This is a genomic window from Aurantiacibacter flavus, assembly GCF_039710615.1.
Lineage (GTDB): Bacteria > Pseudomonadota > Alphaproteobacteria > Sphingomonadales > Sphingomonadaceae > Alteraurantiacibacter > Alteraurantiacibacter flavus.
Genome location: NZ_JBDLBR010000003.1, coordinates 339,696 through 354,474 on the forward strand (window position 1 = coordinate 339,696; position 14,779 = coordinate 354,474).

The following is a 14,779-nucleotide window of genomic DNA, read 5'->3' on the forward strand; positions in this document are numbered from 1 at the left end:
ACGCGAAGCGAGATCTCATGACGTCATTCCGGCTTGCCCTCTTTCTCTCCGTTGCCAGCCTTGCCGCGCCCGCTGTGGCACAAGATACCGACACTGCCGAAGATGCCGCGCGCGATGACTTTCACAATCGCGAAATTGGCCGTGACACTATCGTTGTAAGTGCGGCCGGGCTGGAACGCCTCGATGTGCTTGCCGGAACCTCCGTGCTGGAGGGCCAAGCGCTGCAGCGCGATCTCGAAAGCCAGATCGGCGACACCATTGCGAAGTTGCCGGGTGTTTCCACTTCGGGTTTCGCTCCCGGTGCATCGCGCCCGATCCTGCGCGGCCTTTCGGGCGAGCGCGTTCGTGTGCTGACTGACGGCGTGGGGGCTATCGATGCCTCGGCGGTGTCTGACGACCATTCGGGCACGGTCGATCCGTTGATCGCCAGCTCGATCGAAGTGCTGCGCGGCCCGGCCGCCCTTCTGTATGGCAGCCAGGCGATTGGCGGCGCGGTCAACGTCATCACCAAGCGCATCCCGCCGTCCGTGCCCGATGAGCCGGTGCATTTCGATGGTCTGGTCGCCATGGATGACGCCAGCGACCGGGTCGAAGGCGGCGCCTCGGTCGATTTCGCACTGGGTAGCGAGTTCGCCTTCCATGTCGATGGGTCCTATCGCAATACGGGGGACCTCGAGATTCCTGGCTATGTCGCCACGCCTGCCTTGCGCGCGCAGTTGCTCGAACAGGCTGACGAAGAGGAGGAAGAAGGCCATCTCGACGAGGCGGAGGAGTTTCGCGAGGGCGCTAATGCCTCGGGCGAACTGCCCAACAGTGCGACCGAGACCTATACTCTGGGCGCTGGCTTCGCCTGGCATTCCGGGCAGAACATGTTCGGTGTCTCAGCCGACTATTACGACACGAACTACGGCATTCCCGGCCTGCCGGGTGTGGGCCACGTGCATGAGGACGAGGGCGGCGCAGGCGGCGCTGCCGAGCCAGAAGAGCCGCACGAGGAGGAAGGCCCTGTCACCATCGGCATGCATCGCTATCGCGTCGATGCGCGCGCCGCCGTCGATCTTGGCGAAGGCTTCTTTGATCTCGTGCAGGCCAAGCTTGGCTATTCCGACTATACGCATACCGAGTTCGAAGGCACCGAGACAGGCACCAAGTTCGATGTCGAGGGCGTCGAGGGCCGGGTGGAACTGGTCCAGAACAACCGCGACGGGTGGGGCGGTTCGCTCGGCATGCAGTATTCGAATGTCGACTTCGCGGCCGATGGCGAAGAGGCCTTCGTCGCGCCCAACACCACCGAGAACTGGGCGCTGTTCGCGGTGCAGCAGTACGATATCGGTGCCTTGGGCCTGCAGGCTGGCGCTCGCTACGAGCATTCGGGTGTCGATGTAGACTTCGCCGATGGCACCAGCCTCTCGCGCGACTTCGATGCTTTCTCGGCTTCGGCAGGTGTCTCCTATGCTCTGCTCGAAGGGCTTGAGGATGACCTGCGGATCGGCATCAACGGTTCGCGCGCCGAACGCGCGCCGGTGGCGCAGGAGCTGGTCGCCGATGGCCCGCATATCGCAACGCAAGCCTACGAAATCGGCGATTCGACGCTGACAACCGAAAAGGCCTGGGGCCTCGAAGGGTATGTCCGCGGATCAATCGGGCGGGCGCTGGTGAGCGCATCGGTCTATCACACCTGGTTCGATGGCTTCATCTATCTTGACGAGGCCGATGTCGCTCCGATCGACGGGCTCGAAGTGTTTGAGTTCCTCCAGCAGGATGCCAAGCAATTCGGCGTCGAGGGGCAGGTCCGGGTGCCGCTCGTCGATAACGATGATTTCCAATTGCTCGCCGATCTGCGTGGCGACTATGTTCGTGCGACGCTTGACGACGGCAGCCCCGTGCCACGCATTCCGCCGCTCAGCGCGCTGGCAGCGCTCGAAGCGCAGGTCGGCCACTTCGACATTCGCGGCGAAGTCGAAGCCTATGCCAAGCAGGACCGCGTGTCCGAACACGAGAACCCGACCGATGGCTTCACCTTCGTCAATGCCTCGGTCGGCTGGCACCCGATTGAGGGGCGGCAGAACATCACCGTGCTTGCGCAGGTCGACAACATCTTTGATGTCGAAGGCCGTCGCCACACGAGCTTCACGAAGGAATATACCCCGCTCTCCGGGCGCAACGTCAAGCTGAGCGCCCGGGTGAGCTTCTAGAGGCTTTTCATTCGGTGACCGAATCGCCCACCTGTTTGACGGTGTCGCCGACCTGATCGGCGGCACCGCTCACTGAGTCGGCGGCGTTGGCCACGGCATTATCCTTGGTCACTTCGGCACCGCTCATCTGGGTGACGAAGTAGCCACCGATCAGCAGGGCAACCAACAGCATCAGCGCAATGGCCCAGACACCGCCGCCCGACGACCGGGGAGCGTCCTCACGCAAGTAGGTGGTCGTGTGGCTGTGGGTATTGCCTGCCTCGTCGGTGGTGATCGTGGTGCGTTCTTCGCTCATGCTATTACTCCTTGATTGGAGGGATGAACGCGGAACGCAGACTTCGGTTTCCCGCCCCGTTACACCTCGTCGTAATGGAAGGGCGCGATCACGGCCTTGGGGTGTGCCTCGTATTCGAAACTCGGCGGGAGGTCCGGCTCAAGCCCATCTATCGAGCGCAGCAGCGGCACGCCGCCCTTGTGCCAGCCCTTCTCGTATTCGGCATAGAGGTTGATCACGCCGTGCAGCTTGGCGATCCGCCACTTGCTGCCCTCGCGGACATATTCGTTCTCGTAGGTGGCCTCGCCCCAGCGGCCCTCGCGTCCGATCCAGCCGATCATGATGAAGGTGCGCCAGCGCGCCTTGGCCGTGCCCGCAGCGCTGTCGATATGGAGCACCGGCTGGAGCTGCATGTGGTTGAACACTGCGCCGTCTTCATAGGCAGGCAGCTGGTGGAGATAGGCGCGCACCCGGTCCTGCCCGACATAGATTCCGCGCCCGGCAATCTCCAGCGTGCCATCCTTGGCGAAGAGGTCTGCGGCCTTGTCCCACATTCCCTTGTCGACATAGTAGCCATAGGCGCATTGCAGATTGATCAGCGCGCGGTAGTCGTCGCCTTCCTGGACGCGCGCTTCGAGCGCTTCGATCCGCTCCAGCATCTCGCCGAGGCTTGGCTGGTTTGCCATGGTGTCTCTCCTGATTACAGCCGGGGCAGCGTCACTCCGCGCTGGCCCATATATTTGCCCGCCCGGTCGGCATAGGTCACTTCTGGGCGCTCGTTACCCTGCAGGAACAGGAACTGGCAGGCCCCCTCGTTGGCGTAGATTTTCGCCGGCAGCGGGGTGGTGTTCGAGAATTCGAGCGTGACGTGGCCTTCCCAGCCCGGTTCGAGCGGGGTCACGTTCACGATGATCCCGCAGCGGGCATAGGTGCTCTTGCCGAGGCAGATCACCAGCACGTCTTCGGGAATGCGGAAATATTCCACCGTCCGCGCCAGCGCGAACGAGTTGGGCGGGATTATGCAGACTTCCGTCTCGCGATCGACGAGGCTGTCGGCGTCGAAATTTTTGGGATCGACCACCGCCGAGTTGACGTTGGTGAAGATCTTGAACTCGGGCGCGACGCGCGCGTCATAGCCGAACGAGCTCAGCCCGTAGGAGATGCAGCCATCGCGCCGCTGGGCTTCGACGAAAGGCTCGATCATGCCTTCGTTCATCGCCTTGTCGCGAATCCATTTGTCCGAAAGAATTGCCATGGGCGAGGGATTCCCGTTTGCGCCGGGGCAGGCAAGGGCGGGCTCGGTTTATCCCCTCATTCCTCGATCCATTGATAGCGGAAAAGGTCACCATCGCGCTGAACATGCCCGGCGCTGGTGCCGCGGAAGTGGGCCGGAAAGCACATCACCTGTTCGTCGGCGGCGCGGGCCATCACCTCCTGCCGCACGCGGCTGGCGGCAGCGGGATCGGCGTCGAAGGCGAAGGGCAGGTCGAAGCGGATCATCTGGATCGGGTGGTGGATCACGTCGCCCCAGAATATCGCCGGAGCCCCGCCCGCCTGCGCGTTGACGATCACATTGCCGGGCGAATGGCCGAAGGCAGGTTCGAGCCAGACCCCGTTGCCGATCTCGCGGTGGGCGCAGAAGTCGGCCGCGACCAGTTCGCCTTGCCCGGCCTCCATCACCGGCAGGATAGAATCCTGAAAGGCCTCGAAGTGGACCGCCTCGCCTTCGGGGTTGTCCTTGAAATAGTCGTAGTCCTTCTGCCCGAAGACATAGCGCGCATTGCGGAAGGTCGGCACCCAGTGGCCGTTTTCGAGCCGCGTGTTCCAGCCGATGTGATCGAAGTGCAGGTGCGTGCACATGACCATGTCGATGTCCTCCGGCTGAAACCCCGCCCGCGCGAGATTGCCGAGGTAATCGGTGTTGAGCTGGTGGACGGCCTCGACCGAGCGGTTCTTGTGGTTGCCGTCGCAGGCGTCGACGAGGATGCGTTTTCCGTCCAGCTCGATCACCCACGAATGGACGGCGAAGGTCATCAGGCACTGTTCGGGATCGGGGTGAATTTCGTCCGCCGCATCGTACCAGTGGCGCATCCGGGCGATGTCCTCGGCGGTTACGCCTGGCAGGTTCATCAGCAGCGGCGTGGGGCTGTCCATCTCGTGGACCTTGTGCACCCGCATCCGGCCAAGTTCGATTGGCTTCATTGGTCACTCTCCCATTTTGTCCGCGAAGCTATCGTGTGGTGGCGAGCGGCGCTAGGGCATTGCCATGCGTATCGTGTTCAGCCGCAAGGGTTTTGACAGCGCCTCGGGCGGCGGGCCATCGCCGATTGTCGCAGGGAGGCCGGTGACGTTGCCGATCCCGGCGGGCGAGGGCCTTTCACAGACGACCTATGGCGTGCTGGGGCTGGGGGACCATGCGGTAAAGGCGAGCCGGGGCCGCCTCGGGGCCGAGAGCCTGTGCCATCACGATCCGATGTTTCGCGACGATGGTCAGGCGCTGCTCGGCCAATGCGGCGCGGCGCAGACGCACCTTGCCAACCATGGCGTAGGCGCGGGCGATGTGTTCCTGTTCTTCGGCCTGTTCCGTGAAGAGGGTGGCAAGCCGCACCACCGGCTGTTCGGCTACCTGCATGTGGATCAGGTCCTGCCTTTGGCGACGATCGACCCGGCTCGCAAAGCCGAGCTGGCCGCGCTGGGCTTCCCTCACGCGTTGGGGCTCCACGCGAGCAATGGGAACGATACACTCTATCGCGGGCGCGGGCGGCAGGCATCGCGGGCGAGCAGCCGGCTACGGCTGACCGAGGAGGGGGCCTCGCCGACCAACTGGCACGTGCCCGAATGGCTGGCCGAGGTGGGCCTCTCCTATCATGACAATCCGGCCCGCTGGACCACGCCGGGGCGGCTCAAAAGCGTCTCGCGGGGGCAGGAATTCGTCACCGATGTGGGTGCGCGCGAAGATGCCCTTCGCTGGATCGCGGCCATTGTGGCCGAAATCACCGATTAGTCGCTGTTGAGGCAATTGATCGCGTCGAGCACCCGCGCTTCGATCTCCTCGCGCGGCAGCCCCGGTGCGATAGGCTCTCCGAAGTGGACGGTGATTGTGCCCGGTCGCTTCCAGGTGCGCTGGTACAGCGGTCCAGAATCGACCGCCACCGGCACCACCGGCAACTTCAACATCTTGTAAAGCGCGGCAAAGCCTGATTGCAGCGGTGCGCGCACGCCATGGGGAACGCGGGTGCCCTCCGGGAAGATCACGATCGGGCGACCCTGCGCCAGCGCCGCCTTGGTTTCCCTCATCATGCTGCGCAAGGCGCTGGCTCCGGCATCGCGGCGCACCTCGATAATGCCATAGATCCGCGCCGCGTGGCCCCAGCCGGGGATCGAAAACAGCTCGGCCTTGGCGAGGCCCGCCGGGTAATCGAAAATCACCGGCATCTCGATGGCCTCGGCAAAGGCCTCGTGCTTGATGGCGTAGAAGGCCAGCCCCTCGGGCCGCTGGCCGGTCTCCACGACCCGAATGTCCAGCAGCGCGAGGCAGCGGCGGTGCCAGCGCCCCCAGCTATCGCAGATGGCGCGTAAGGGCCTGGGGCGATTGAGATAGCTCACCAGTACGGCCGCGATCACATAGAGCGCCGATCCCCCGTAAAAGGCGGCATAAAAGGCGATGTTGCGCAGGTAGATCATCGGAAGGGGGTCACAACGAAGGCAACCAGGAACTTGTTGTATTCGAGGAAGAAGGTCCACAGGCTCGCCTCGGAGCGGACTGCGTCGGGCACGATTACGATATCGGGCGGCAGCTGCGCGGCCAGTTCGAGCGCGGCGCGGCGCATGTGCCAGTCAGCCGTCACCAGCACCAGCGAGCCATGCTCGTGCGTCGCCACCCAGTCGGCGGTTTCGAGCGCATTGCCGCGCGTATCCACCGCGATGTACCCCAGCGTTATGCAGCACTCCATCAACGGGTGATCGACTCCGAACTCAGCCTCGAACTCGTTCTCTTTCACCGCCGCATCGACTCCGGTGACGAGCATCTGGTCGACCACCCCTGCACGCAGCAGCTCAAGCCCGCGCGAAATGCGTCCACCGCTGCCGGTGGGCACCACCACGGCGTCGCCGCGCGCAGCGCTATCGGGCTGTGGAAGCACGCCTGCAAACCAGACGAAGCCGCCGAGCCAGACGAGCACCACAAAGGCAATCAACCGGCGGATCATCGCGCCCGCCTCATAACTTGCGCCGCAAGGCCGCCAGCACCGTGGTGCGGGCGGTTATCATCGCCAATACCAGCGCCATCAGCGGCACGGTTAGCAGCAAGCCCCAGTCGCCGAGTGAAAGCCCGCCGCCCGCCACCAGTCCCGAGCCAAGCGCGGCGAATTGCGCTCCGAGCAGCAACACCGCCGCCAGCCCGAGCAGCAGCCCGGCGATCCCGCCGATGGCCGCATCGATCCCGACAGAGCGTTGAAAGATGGCGGCGATCTGTCCATCGGTGCCGCCGAGATGGTGGATCACTTCAATTGTGTCGCTGTTGCTGCCCAGCGCCGTGCGCGCAGCCAGCCACACCGCCGCCGTAGCGGTGACGGCCAGCAGCGCCACCAACCCCAGCGCCAGCAGCTTGAGGCTGCGCATCGCATCGAACACCGGCCCGAGCCAGTTCGCCTGGGCATCGACCTGAGCTGCCGGAGCGATCTGTTCAAGTTCTGTCCGCAGCCCGCGCAGCACTTCCACGGTGACCTCGCTATCTAGCTGCGCGTCGATCAGACTCGGCGTTGCCAGAGCCTCGTCGTCGAGAGTGGCCGCGCCCAGCCACGGTTCGAGCAATTGCGACAGCTCCTCCTGCGGCACTTCGCGTACCTCGGTCACACGTGGGTTGCTTGCGAGATAGGCGAGCGCCGCCTGCGTCTGCCGTGTGCGTTCGCCCGGAGCGCCTTCGACCACCTGCACGGTGATGCCGCCGGCGATTTCCGCGCGGGCATTCTCGGCCACATTGTCGAGCGCCAGCGCGGCGGCGGCCGAGATCACGGTCAGCGCGACCATGATCGCGATCACCCAGGGCATCGGCCCGCCGATTCGCGCCTGCGGCAGAAGCCGCGCGGCTTCGCCTGGCACCAGTCGGGCCGCGCCGTGGAACAGCCGCGCCAGCATCAGTTCGGCTCCCGTTCGCGTCGCGGCGGATAGCGCAGCGCGCCGGTGGGATCGGACAGGCGGCCCTTGTCGAGCCGCATGATCAGCGAATCGGGCACCTTGCGCAGCAGGTGAACATCGTGGGTGGCCACCACTACCGTGGTGCCAAGCCGGTTCAGCGCCTCGAACAGCCGCAGCAGTTTCACCGCCATTTCCGGGTCGACGTTACCCGTCGGTTCGTCGGCCACCAGCATTTCGGGCCGCGCGATCACCGCGCGGGCGATGGCGACGCGTTGCTGCTCTCCGCCCGAAAGTGTGGCTGGGTGCGCATCGGAGCGGTGGTCGAGCCCGACCCATTCGAGCATGTCGGCCACCGGTTTGGTGATTTCGCGCTCGCTCATGCCGGCGATGCGCAGGGGCAGGGCAATGTTGTCGAACGCGTTGAGATGGGGGACGAGGCGGAAGTCCTGGAATACCACTCCAATCCGGCGGCGCACATCGGGCAGGCGCCTGCGCGGCAGGGTGATCATGTCGTTGCCGAACATGCGCACCACCCCGCGTGAGGGCCGCTGCGCGCAATAGAGCAGCTTGAGCATCGAGGTCTTCCCCGCGCCGCTGGCGCCGGTCAGGAAGTAGAAGCTGCCGGGATAGAGCGTGAACGAGACATCGGACAGCACTTCGCGGTCGGTGCCATAGCGTAGCCCGACGTTGTCGAATTCGACGATCGATCCCGCGCCCGTGCCCATGCCCGCTAGCTAGGGCAAGGGGGCGCAAACGGGAAGGGCGATCGGCGCGAGCGGCTGGAGATTTTCGACCGGTGCTTGTGGAAAAAGGGCGTCGCAGGGCATCGTGCCCTTGCGCACTGGCGTCATCAAGCCAATGCGGTGTATGGAGAAAAATTCGCCGCGAGATATACTGCTTCAATGATTATCCAATGCCCTGCCTGCTCAACGCGCTATGCGGTGCCGGACGATGCCATCGGCATCGACGGGCGCACCGTACGGTGTGCGAAGTGCCGGCAGAGCTGGTTCCAGGACGGGCCGGAGCGGCTGGTCGACGATGCCCTGTCGTCGGCATCGCCTGCGCCGCAGGAGCCTGCGCCCGAACCCGCTCCGGCGAAGGAGCCGACTGAAAAAACCGAGTCGCAGCCTGAACCTGCGCCCGCGCGTGCTCCCACCGCTGTCTACGAAGATGAGCCGGGCTTCGTCGAAAAGCCCGCTTCGCGCGCTGCCGTTCCGCCGGTGGTCCCTTCCTCCTACGGCGAGGGCGAGGCCTCGCAATATGATCGCGAACCGCCTTTTCGTCGTCGCCGCAACCCTTTGCGGATGTGGAGCTGGGCTGCCGGGATCTTCGCGCTGGTGGCCGCCGGGCTGATCTTGGCGGTGAGTTATTACGGCCTGCCCGAGTGGGTGCCGGTCAACCGGCCTACTTTCGCGATGTCGCCGCCGGACCTCCAGATCGACTTCCCGCCTGAGCAACAGGAGCGGCGCGAGCTGCCCAACGGCACCGAGTTCTTCGGCGCATCGGGCACGATCACCAATATCGGCACCGAACAGCAGGCCGTTCCCACGCTGCTGATCGTGCTGCGCGATGCGCGCGACCGGATCGTTTATTCGTGGGAAGTTCCTCCGCCCAAGCGCGAACTGGCACCTGGTGAGAGTCTGACTGTGAACGAGGCGGTGACCGACGTGCCGCGTTCGGCGCGCGTGGCGGAAATCGGCTGGAAGCCGGAATAAGCGGTGCATTGCGAATAGGTGCTTGCAGCGCATATCGGGCTTTGCTAGGGGCGCGCTCCTACCCGATGGGGCTGCGGCCCTTTCTTCCTGATGTGCGGTCGTGGCGGAACTGGTAGACGCGCAACGTTGAGGTCGTTGTGGCCGAAAGGCCGTGGAAGTTCGAGTCTTCTCGACCGCACCAGACAGTCCATAGGTTCTCGCTTCGAAGCGGGTTGCACCATGGCTGCGGCCGGAAAGCGCGCAGTTCCGCGCCACTCACGGAGCTGGGTTGGACGCTTTGCAGTCAGAGACCACTCTCTGAGCGGCAAAATATCGCGGAGTTTCGCTGCCAGTCTCAGGCGCGCAAATACTGACTGCAAATGAAGTGCGGCTTTAGGTCAGTCCCAGAGCCAGCCGCTGCGCCTGCCACGCGAGTGGCGGGGCGCTCTGCAAGAGCGACTTCGCGTCGAGTGCGGGGGGCTGTCGACCCTCGACTATCGCGGTAACGATATCGGGAGCGAGGCAGGCGAGCTTCAGCAGCCGTCCAAGTCGCGTCCTGCACCTGCCATGTGCGGAGGCAATCGATGCCATGCTCATGTCGGGACGATCCTCGATGAGCTTTCTTGCCGCGAAAGCCTCGGCCACGAGGGCGATTAGCTTTTCATCGCGCCGCACCGGCTGACGCGAAGGGTCGTCGTTGCCAGGTATGATGAGGCGTAGCTGATGTCCCCGGCGGACTTTTATGGCCGGGATGGTCACGTTCAGGTGCTCTGTGCTCTCAACCCGCTGCTCGATCTCGAGGGCCACTTGGATGCCGCCTCGCTCGAGCCGCACGATGATGCGGTCGGTCGCAAGTTCAATCCGATTGATGATGTGCGTGAACAACTCCGCCCGCTTTGCCTGCTTCGAATGCCCGATCCGTCGCGCGAGGTCCTTTGCTCGAATGCTCGAGTGCTGCGGCGTCGAGTGTACTGTGACCAGATAGTCCGGTCACGAATCGCTGATCCTCGAGCCGCGCTGCTACCTGCTCGGATGCCAGTTGTTCGAGATCATAGGCGTTTACCCGCCACGCCGGCGTGCAGTCGACCTCCTCTGGCCTAGCGATAGCGCTTCTTGCCTCGTTGCGCATGGCTGGGTGTCATCACCCGACCTTCGCCGTCGAACACCTTGCCGATCAGCAGTCTCGGGTTCTGGTGTCGTCGGCGATGTGAGGAGCCGCAGGCATTGTCGGCGAGCTTCGCCTGCACCTCATTCCAAAGGTGTTCCTCGACGATAGGCTGGTGCTCTCCGGGATAGGTTTTGCCCTTGTGCACGATCATCCCGCGAGAGATGCAGTTCGACAGCAGGTGATAGAGGGTGCCCCGGCGGTAGATGCACCCACCACGGTGCGGCCCGCTCGTTCGACGCTGGGCCTTGGTGCGGTATCCCTCGCGGTTTAGAGTCCTGCTTCGAGGAGGAACCCCTCCCGGATACTGGCTTCAGCCCCAGACTCGTGTGGTGGCCTGTAACCTCGGAAAAATCGGAAGCCGCCGAAAGGCATGAAGCTTCCGATTTTTCCGAGGTTACAGGCTATGGCGTATCGGTCCGGTTGTCACACGACATTCCATCATCGCTATCATCTCGTCTGGGCGCCGAAGTACCGGTACAAGGTGCTGATCGGCGATGTGCGGCTCAGGGTTCGCGAGATCATCCGACAGGTCTGCGCCGAAATGGGCGTGACGATCATCAACGGCGCGTTGTCGAAGGATCACGTTCACATGTTTGTCGAAATTCCGCCGCACGTCTCGGTGAGCGATTTCGTTCGCCGGGCCAAGGGTCGCTCGTCGCGCAAAATCCAGCAGGAGTTCGAGCACATCCGCAAACGCTACTGGGGCCAACGCGTCTGGCAGCGCGGCTACTTCTCGACCACTTCCGGCAACATCACCGATGACATCATCATGCGCTATCTCGACCGACATACCCAAAAGGATGGCTTCAGCCCCTCCGTATGATCCTACCGGCGTCAGCCGGTCAGTCATTCAGCGCTTGTGCGACTTTGCGATCCGTCGGGCAACATTGAAGAAGCTCCCGTCGAGACCGCCGTCAATGCGAGCTATGCTCACTTCCAAGACTCCTTGGAGCGCACTCTAAAAGGCGAAATAGGCGAGGCGGATCTCCAGCAGCATCTCCAAGCAGCATGCGAGCCACTTGAACTGCCTGCGAACGGAGAAACTCAAAAGATCCCAGAAGTGATGTTTCAAACTCTCTCACTTGCTAGAGATAACGGAAAAGAGTCCGCTACCTTGAATGCAATTGTGCAGCGGGCTTGGACGCACCTCACAGGCCAAAATCTCTAAGTCCATTGATCGAGAAATGCGGTTTCGGCATTCTCCCCGTAGTAAGACGATTGCCCGTTTCCATACCAGTTCTTGTTAATCATACTCGGAGTGTCGTTCGATTATGCGGCGTTTAGGTGTGTTAGTTTTACTTCAATTGAGGTGGTCCGTCGATGGGACAGTTTCTTTTACCTTTGATTGCTGGGGTGGTCTCCGCCATTTCGACCCAAGGGCTAATTTATTTTTTCGATTTGCGAAAGGCGTGGCGCCAATCGAACCATCTTGCGCTGCGATTATCCAACGAATTTGAGCGGTTCGCAGAGGTGTGCATGTCAAGCATTTGTAGGAACCGGGATAGCTGGCAGGAGTCAAATAATCCTGATCGGCAGATTACATCGCTCCCCGACTCTCCACAGCTGTTCGACGATGATCCGGGCTGGGAAACGCTTAATCGTCCGCTTGCAGCAGAAATCTTGGGCTTTCGCCAAGCTATCGAGCATGCCTCTGGATATGTGAGTAACGAGTTTTATTTTGGATCGCCTGCGACAGCGTGGGTGATCCGCGATGATCAAGCTGTTGGCCTTGGTGTCGGTGCTGCGTCGATTGCTGAGAGGCTGCGGGATGTGCATGGGCAGCACAAGCCTCAGTTCGAATGGGACTACCATGACCGATTAGATCAATAGGCCGAGCGCATCAAATTGGAGATGATCGAATTTAAGAGGATGACATCGCTGCGACAAGGTGAGGGCTCTAAGCCCGATTGACCAGCCGAGTCGATGTGCCCATCGTCGCCTAAATGGCCGCGTGCTGTATCACTCAGATTAATGGTAGACGGTCCGCAATCGCCCGAGTTACTGTCCCGGATATGGTTCACAACCAATTCCATCGCCGTCGCCGTCTAGGCGATCGGAAAAGCCGGGCTCGGAGCTATAGATCGGCGCGACACCTGCAGCGCGGACTTCGTTGCAACCAGAATATGTGTAACCCGGAGGCAATGCCTCGAGGACAGCCTGACGTTTTTGCGCGTTATCCTAGGCGTTCGCGCCGAAGGCGAGGCCGAGGCCTGATGCCACGGCAATCACCCCGTATCGCTTTGCAGTCTCAAAAGTCGTCTCAGTCGGCTTTGGACGTCGTTGCCGATGTGGCTTAGCGTGCCGATCAAAATGGTACCGAGACATACCCCATAGGTGCCATGAGAACGTAAACGACCGCTTACCTCGCTTTCCCGCCAAGACCGGACGTTCTGCAAACGGCCGAGTTGCTGAATTTCCGGACTTGGCAAAGTGGCCGGTCAGCCAACTCGCCCTGCTCTGCAACCTGGATTTTGGACCATTTTTTGGGTAGAGTGTTCCGCCATAGATATCCTTGGCTGGGCGAGGAGGGAACGCCGGTCGCTGAGATCTGCCGTAGGGCGGGGATCAGCCAGGCGACCTACTTCAACTGGAAGAAGAAATACGCTGGCCTGCTGCTGTCGGAGATGCGGCGGCCGCGCAAGCTCAGATGGCTGAGAAGATGGCGCTTTGTCCATAGGCCACTTACCGGATGGAGCCCTCAACTTAAGGAAAGGTTGCCTTTCGAGAAGCCATATCAGAGGTTTATGTCCGATATCGAGGGGCAAGGCGGACGCAATTCAGGCATCTCGATTTGAAATTACCCAAGGCATTTTTGCCCATCCTCGTCCCCCGCAGGAAACCAAGGTGATAGAGGCGAACAGGCGGGAGAGCGCTTGCTTAGCCGCCTTTGGCAATATCTGCTGCCTCGCCCCAGCCTCCGCCGAGAGCGCGGAAAAGGTCGATCTGTGCGGTCGAAACCGCCCCGTCCTGCTGCGCTAGAGCCGCACTCGCTTCGGCCAGCGTGCGTTCGGCATCGATCAGTTCGAGCGAATCTATGATCCCCTCGCGCTGGCGCCCGCGCGTGATGGTTGCCGCGCGTTCTGCCGCCACAACTGCGGCCTCGAGCCGGGCCCGGCGATCGAGCGCGCGGGCATAGTTGCTGAGGGCGGTTTCGGTTTCCTGCAATGCGGAAAGCAAGGTGCCGTCGAAAGCGGCAAGCGCGATTTGCGCCTCGGCCTCGGCTGCATCTACGCGGGCGAGGCCCGGCTCGCGGTTGGGAAATGCCCAGTTGATCAGCGGGCCGACGAGGAAATTGAGTGCGCCGCCGGTGAACAGATCGCCCACGCTTGGCGCGGTAGCGCCGATCGAGCCGCCCAGCGTGATGCGCGGGTAGAGATCGGCCTGAGCCACTCCGATACGATCCTTGCCCGCCATGACCCGGCGCTCGGCGGCACGAATGTCGGGCCGACGGGCGAGCAGTGCGGCGCCGTCACCGACGGGTAGGGGGCTGTCGATCTCGAGCGCGATGCTTCGCTGTCCGGCGATCTCGGGCAGGTCGGCAGGCGCGCGCCCGGTGAGGGTGGCAAGCGCGAACAGGGCGGCGCGGCGTTGCGCCTCGAGCGTGGGTATTTCGGCGGCGCGCTGTTCACGCAAAGTCTCGATCCGGGCCACGGCGAGCCCGCTTTCCATACCCGCCTCATGGCGTCCGCGCGTGAGAGTAAGGCTGTCGTCGAGCAGGCCAACGATCCGGTTTGCCACGGCGATCCGCGCCGCCAGGCTGGCCGCCTCGGCATAGGCGCGGGTGGTGTCGGCCACCACCATGACCTGCACCGCGTCGGCATCGGCCTGTGCTGCCGCGACATCCTCGCGCGCGGCTGCGATCCCGCGCCCGACACGGCCGAACAGATCGACCTCGTAGGCAATGTCGAGCCCGCCATCGAACATCCAGCCCTCGCGGTCGGAAAGGCCCGGCGCTTGCGCCTCGCTTACCCGGCTGTAGTTACCGCCTGCACCAAGGCTGGTTTGTGGCAACCGCCCGGCCCGGGCGCCACGCAATGCGGCGCGCGCCCGGGCGATCCGGCCGCTCGCCTGGCGCAGGTCGGTGTTGGCGGCGATGGCATCGGCGACCAGCGTGTCGAGCACAGGATCGTCATAGAGCCTCCACCAATCGGCGGGCAGGGGGGTGGGGGTGACGACCCCCGCCTCGGCGGAAAGGAAGGGGCCGGTCGCCGCTCGGGGACTAGGGACGTGAGCGACGGGATCCGGCCCCACCGCACAGGCCGAGAGGGCCAGTGCGGATAGCGAAGCAAGAGCGAAAGAACGGATGCGCATG

Annotated in this window: 16 protein-coding genes, 1 tRNA gene and 2 pseudogenes; 7 read left to right on the plus strand and 12 right to left on the minus strand. The window is 63.2% G+C overall.

Features of this window, described 5'->3' with window-relative positions; translation table 11 throughout:
• Positions 1 to 17 precede the first annotated feature (17 nt).
• Positions 18 to 2,195, plus strand: coding sequence for a TonB-dependent receptor (locus ABDJ38_RS10710; protein ID WP_346785088.1), 2,178 nt, complete (start codon positions 18 to 20; stop codon positions 2,193 to 2,195).
• 7 nt (positions 2,196 to 2,202) lie between these two features.
• On the opposite strand, the gene ABDJ38_RS10715 is transcribed toward ABDJ38_RS10710, so the two are convergent.
• The 4 genes from ABDJ38_RS10715 to ABDJ38_RS10730 are packed head-to-tail and all read right to left on the minus strand — an operon-like array spanning position 2,203 to position 4,671.
• Positions 2,203 to 2,490, minus strand: a complete 288-nt coding sequence (locus tag ABDJ38_RS10715) for a hypothetical protein (protein WP_346785089.1) — start codon at positions 2,488 to 2,490, stop codon at positions 2,203 to 2,205.
• 59 nt (positions 2,491 to 2,549) lie between these two features.
• Entirely contained in the window at positions 2,550 to 3,155 is a 606-nt protein-coding gene (locus ABDJ38_RS10720; RefSeq protein WP_346785090.1) for a nuclear transport factor 2 family protein, read from the minus strand.
• A 14-nt stretch (positions 3,156 to 3,169) separates the two neighbouring features.
• Positions 3,170 to 3,724, minus strand: a complete 555-nt coding sequence (gene dcd / locus ABDJ38_RS10725; protein WP_346785091.1) for a dCTP deaminase — start codon at positions 3,722 to 3,724, stop codon at positions 3,170 to 3,172.
• Positions 3,725 to 3,780: 56 nt separating this feature from the next.
• A complete protein-coding gene (locus ABDJ38_RS10730) occupies positions 3,781 to 4,671 on the minus strand; it encodes an MBL fold metallo-hydrolase (RefSeq protein ID WP_346785092.1) in 891 nt (296 codons plus the stop codon).
• Between the two features lie 64 nt (positions 4,672 to 4,735).
• Between ABDJ38_RS10730 and ABDJ38_RS10735 the strand changes: the two genes are divergently transcribed.
• Positions 4,736 to 5,473: an Nmad3 family putative nucleotide modification protein gene (locus tag ABDJ38_RS10735; protein WP_346785093.1), complete on the plus strand. Its 738-nt coding sequence runs from the start codon at positions 4,736 to 4,738 to the stop codon at positions 5,471 to 5,473.
• Here the strand turns inward: ABDJ38_RS10735 and ABDJ38_RS10740 are convergent.
• From ABDJ38_RS10740 to ftsE, 4 genes are read right to left on the minus strand one after another with little or no spacing between them, the layout of a single operon-like run.
• Positions 5,470 to 6,153, minus strand: a complete 684-nt coding sequence (locus ABDJ38_RS10740; RefSeq protein ID WP_346785094.1) for a lysophospholipid acyltransferase family protein — start codon at positions 6,151 to 6,153, stop codon at positions 5,470 to 5,472. The genes ABDJ38_RS10735 and ABDJ38_RS10740 overlap by 4 nt on opposite strands.
• Entirely contained in the window at positions 6,150 to 6,677 is a 528-nt protein-coding gene (locus ABDJ38_RS10745) for a YdcF family protein (protein WP_346785095.1), read from the minus strand. The genes ABDJ38_RS10740 and ABDJ38_RS10745 overlap by 4 nt, the downstream gene beginning before the upstream one ends.
• Before the next feature lie 10 nt (positions 6,678 to 6,687).
• On the minus strand, positions 6,688 to 7,605 hold the full coding sequence (locus ABDJ38_RS10750) for a cell division protein FtsX (RefSeq protein ID WP_346785096.1): 918 nt from the start codon (positions 7,603 to 7,605) through the stop codon (positions 6,688 to 6,690).
• Positions 7,605 to 8,330 (minus strand): cell division ATP-binding protein FtsE, encoded by a 726-nt coding sequence (ftsE, locus tag ABDJ38_RS10755; protein WP_346785097.1) that lies wholly within the window; start codon positions 8,328 to 8,330, stop codon positions 7,605 to 7,607. Before ftsE ends, ABDJ38_RS10750 begins: the two co-directional genes overlap by 1 nt.
• A 177-nt stretch (positions 8,331 to 8,507) precedes the next feature.
• On the opposite strand from ftsE, the gene ABDJ38_RS10760 reads away from it, so the two are divergent.
• A complete protein-coding gene (locus ABDJ38_RS10760; protein ID WP_346785098.1) occupies positions 8,508 to 9,320 on the plus strand; it encodes an MJ0042-type zinc finger domain-containing protein in 813 nt (270 codons plus the stop codon).
• Between the two features lie 94 nt (positions 9,321 to 9,414).
• Positions 9,415 to 9,501, plus strand: a tRNA-Leu gene (locus ABDJ38_RS10765).
• Positions 9,502 to 9,692: 191 nt separating this feature from the next.
• Here the strand turns inward: ABDJ38_RS10765 and ABDJ38_RS10770 are convergent.
• Both ABDJ38_RS10770 and ABDJ38_RS10775 read right to left on the minus strand, forming a co-directional pair.
• The gene (locus ABDJ38_RS10770) at positions 9,693 to 10,184 is read right to left on the minus strand and encodes a hypothetical protein (RefSeq protein ID WP_346785099.1); all 492 of its coding nucleotides are present in this window, start codon (positions 10,182 to 10,184) and stop codon (positions 9,693 to 9,695) included.
• 212 nt (positions 10,185 to 10,396) lie between these two features.
• Positions 10,397 to 10,732: pseudogene (locus ABDJ38_RS10775) on the minus strand (recombinase family protein); the annotation flags it as partial.
• A gap of 138 nt (positions 10,733 to 10,870) precedes the next feature.
• Here ABDJ38_RS10775 and tnpA point away from each other — a divergent pair.
• Both tnpA and ABDJ38_RS10785 read left to right on the plus strand, forming a co-directional pair.
• Positions 10,871 to 11,290, plus strand: coding sequence for an IS200/IS605 family transposase (gene tnpA, locus ABDJ38_RS10780; RefSeq protein ID WP_346785100.1), 420 nt, complete (start codon positions 10,871 to 10,873; stop codon positions 11,288 to 11,290).
• Positions 11,291 to 11,787: 497 nt separating this feature from the next.
• Positions 11,788 to 12,297: a hypothetical protein gene (locus tag ABDJ38_RS10785; RefSeq protein ID WP_346785101.1), complete on the plus strand. Its 510-nt coding sequence runs from the start codon at positions 11,788 to 11,790 to the stop codon at positions 12,295 to 12,297.
• A gap of 168 nt (positions 12,298 to 12,465) precedes the next feature.
• Here ABDJ38_RS10785 and ABDJ38_RS10790 read toward each other — a convergent pair whose 3' ends face one another.
• Entirely contained in the window at positions 12,466 to 12,609 is a 144-nt protein-coding gene (locus ABDJ38_RS10790) for an excalibur calcium-binding domain-containing protein (protein WP_346785102.1), read from the minus strand.
• A 326-nt stretch (positions 12,610 to 12,935) separates the two neighbouring features.
• Here ABDJ38_RS10790 and ABDJ38_RS10795 point away from each other — a divergent pair.
• A pseudogene (locus ABDJ38_RS10795) lies at positions 12,936 to 13,112 on the plus strand (transposase); the annotation flags it as partial.
• A gap of 232 nt (positions 13,113 to 13,344) precedes the next feature.
• Here the strand turns inward: ABDJ38_RS10795 and ABDJ38_RS10800 are convergent.
• Entirely contained in the window at positions 13,345 to 14,778 is a 1,434-nt protein-coding gene (locus tag ABDJ38_RS10800; protein WP_346785103.1) for an efflux transporter outer membrane subunit, read from the minus strand.
• Position 14,779: the final 1 nt, after the last annotated feature.

What these genes read in the sequence shown, in the direction of transcription:
- ABDJ38_RS10720 (WP_346785090.1), bottom strand. Translation starts at nt 3,155, where the DNA reads ATGGCAAACCAGCCAAGCCTCGGCGAGATGCTGGAGCGGATCGAAGCG.
- ABDJ38_RS10785 (WP_346785101.1), top strand. Translation starts at nt 11,788, where the DNA reads ATGGGACAGTTTCTTTTACCTTTGATTGCTGGGGTGGTCTCCGCCATT.
- ftsE (WP_346785097.1), bottom strand. Translation starts at nt 8,330, where the DNA reads ATGGGCACGGGCGCGGGATCGATCGTCGAATTCGACAACGTCGGGCTA.
- ABDJ38_RS10715 (WP_346785089.1), bottom strand. Translation starts at nt 2,490, where the DNA reads ATGAGCGAAGAACGCACCACGATCACCACCGACGAGGCAGGCAATACC.
- ABDJ38_RS10800 (WP_346785103.1), bottom strand. Translation starts at nt 14,778, where the DNA reads ATGCGCATCCGTTCTTTCGCTCTTGCTTCGCTATCCGCACTGGCCCTC.
- dcd (WP_346785091.1), bottom strand. Translation starts at nt 3,724, where the DNA reads ATGGCAATTCTTTCGGACAAATGGATTCGCGACAAGGCGATGAACGAA.
- ABDJ38_RS10730 (WP_346785092.1), bottom strand. Translation starts at nt 4,671, where the DNA reads ATGAAGCCAATCGAACTTGGCCGGATGCGGGTGCACAAGGTCCACGAG.
- ABDJ38_RS10750 (WP_346785096.1), bottom strand. Translation starts at nt 7,605, where the DNA reads ATGCTGGCGCGGCTGTTCCACGGCGCGGCCCGACTGGTGCCAGGCGAA.
- ABDJ38_RS10745 (WP_346785095.1), bottom strand. Translation starts at nt 6,677, where the DNA reads ATGATCCGCCGGTTGATTGCCTTTGTGGTGCTCGTCTGGCTCGGCGGC.
- ABDJ38_RS10735 (WP_346785093.1), top strand. Translation starts at nt 4,736, where the DNA reads ATGCGTATCGTGTTCAGCCGCAAGGGTTTTGACAGCGCCTCGGGCGGC.
- ABDJ38_RS10760 (WP_346785098.1), top strand. Translation starts at nt 8,508, where the DNA reads ATGATTATCCAATGCCCTGCCTGCTCAACGCGCTATGCGGTGCCGGAC.
- tnpA (WP_346785100.1), top strand. Translation starts at nt 10,871, where the DNA reads ATGGCGTATCGGTCCGGTTGTCACACGACATTCCATCATCGCTATCAT.
- ABDJ38_RS10740 (WP_346785094.1), bottom strand. Translation starts at nt 6,153, where the DNA reads ATGATCTACCTGCGCAACATCGCCTTTTATGCCGCCTTTTACGGGGGA.
- ABDJ38_RS10710 (WP_346785088.1), top strand. Translation starts at nt 18, where the DNA reads ATGACGTCATTCCGGCTTGCCCTCTTTCTCTCCGTTGCCAGCCTTGCC.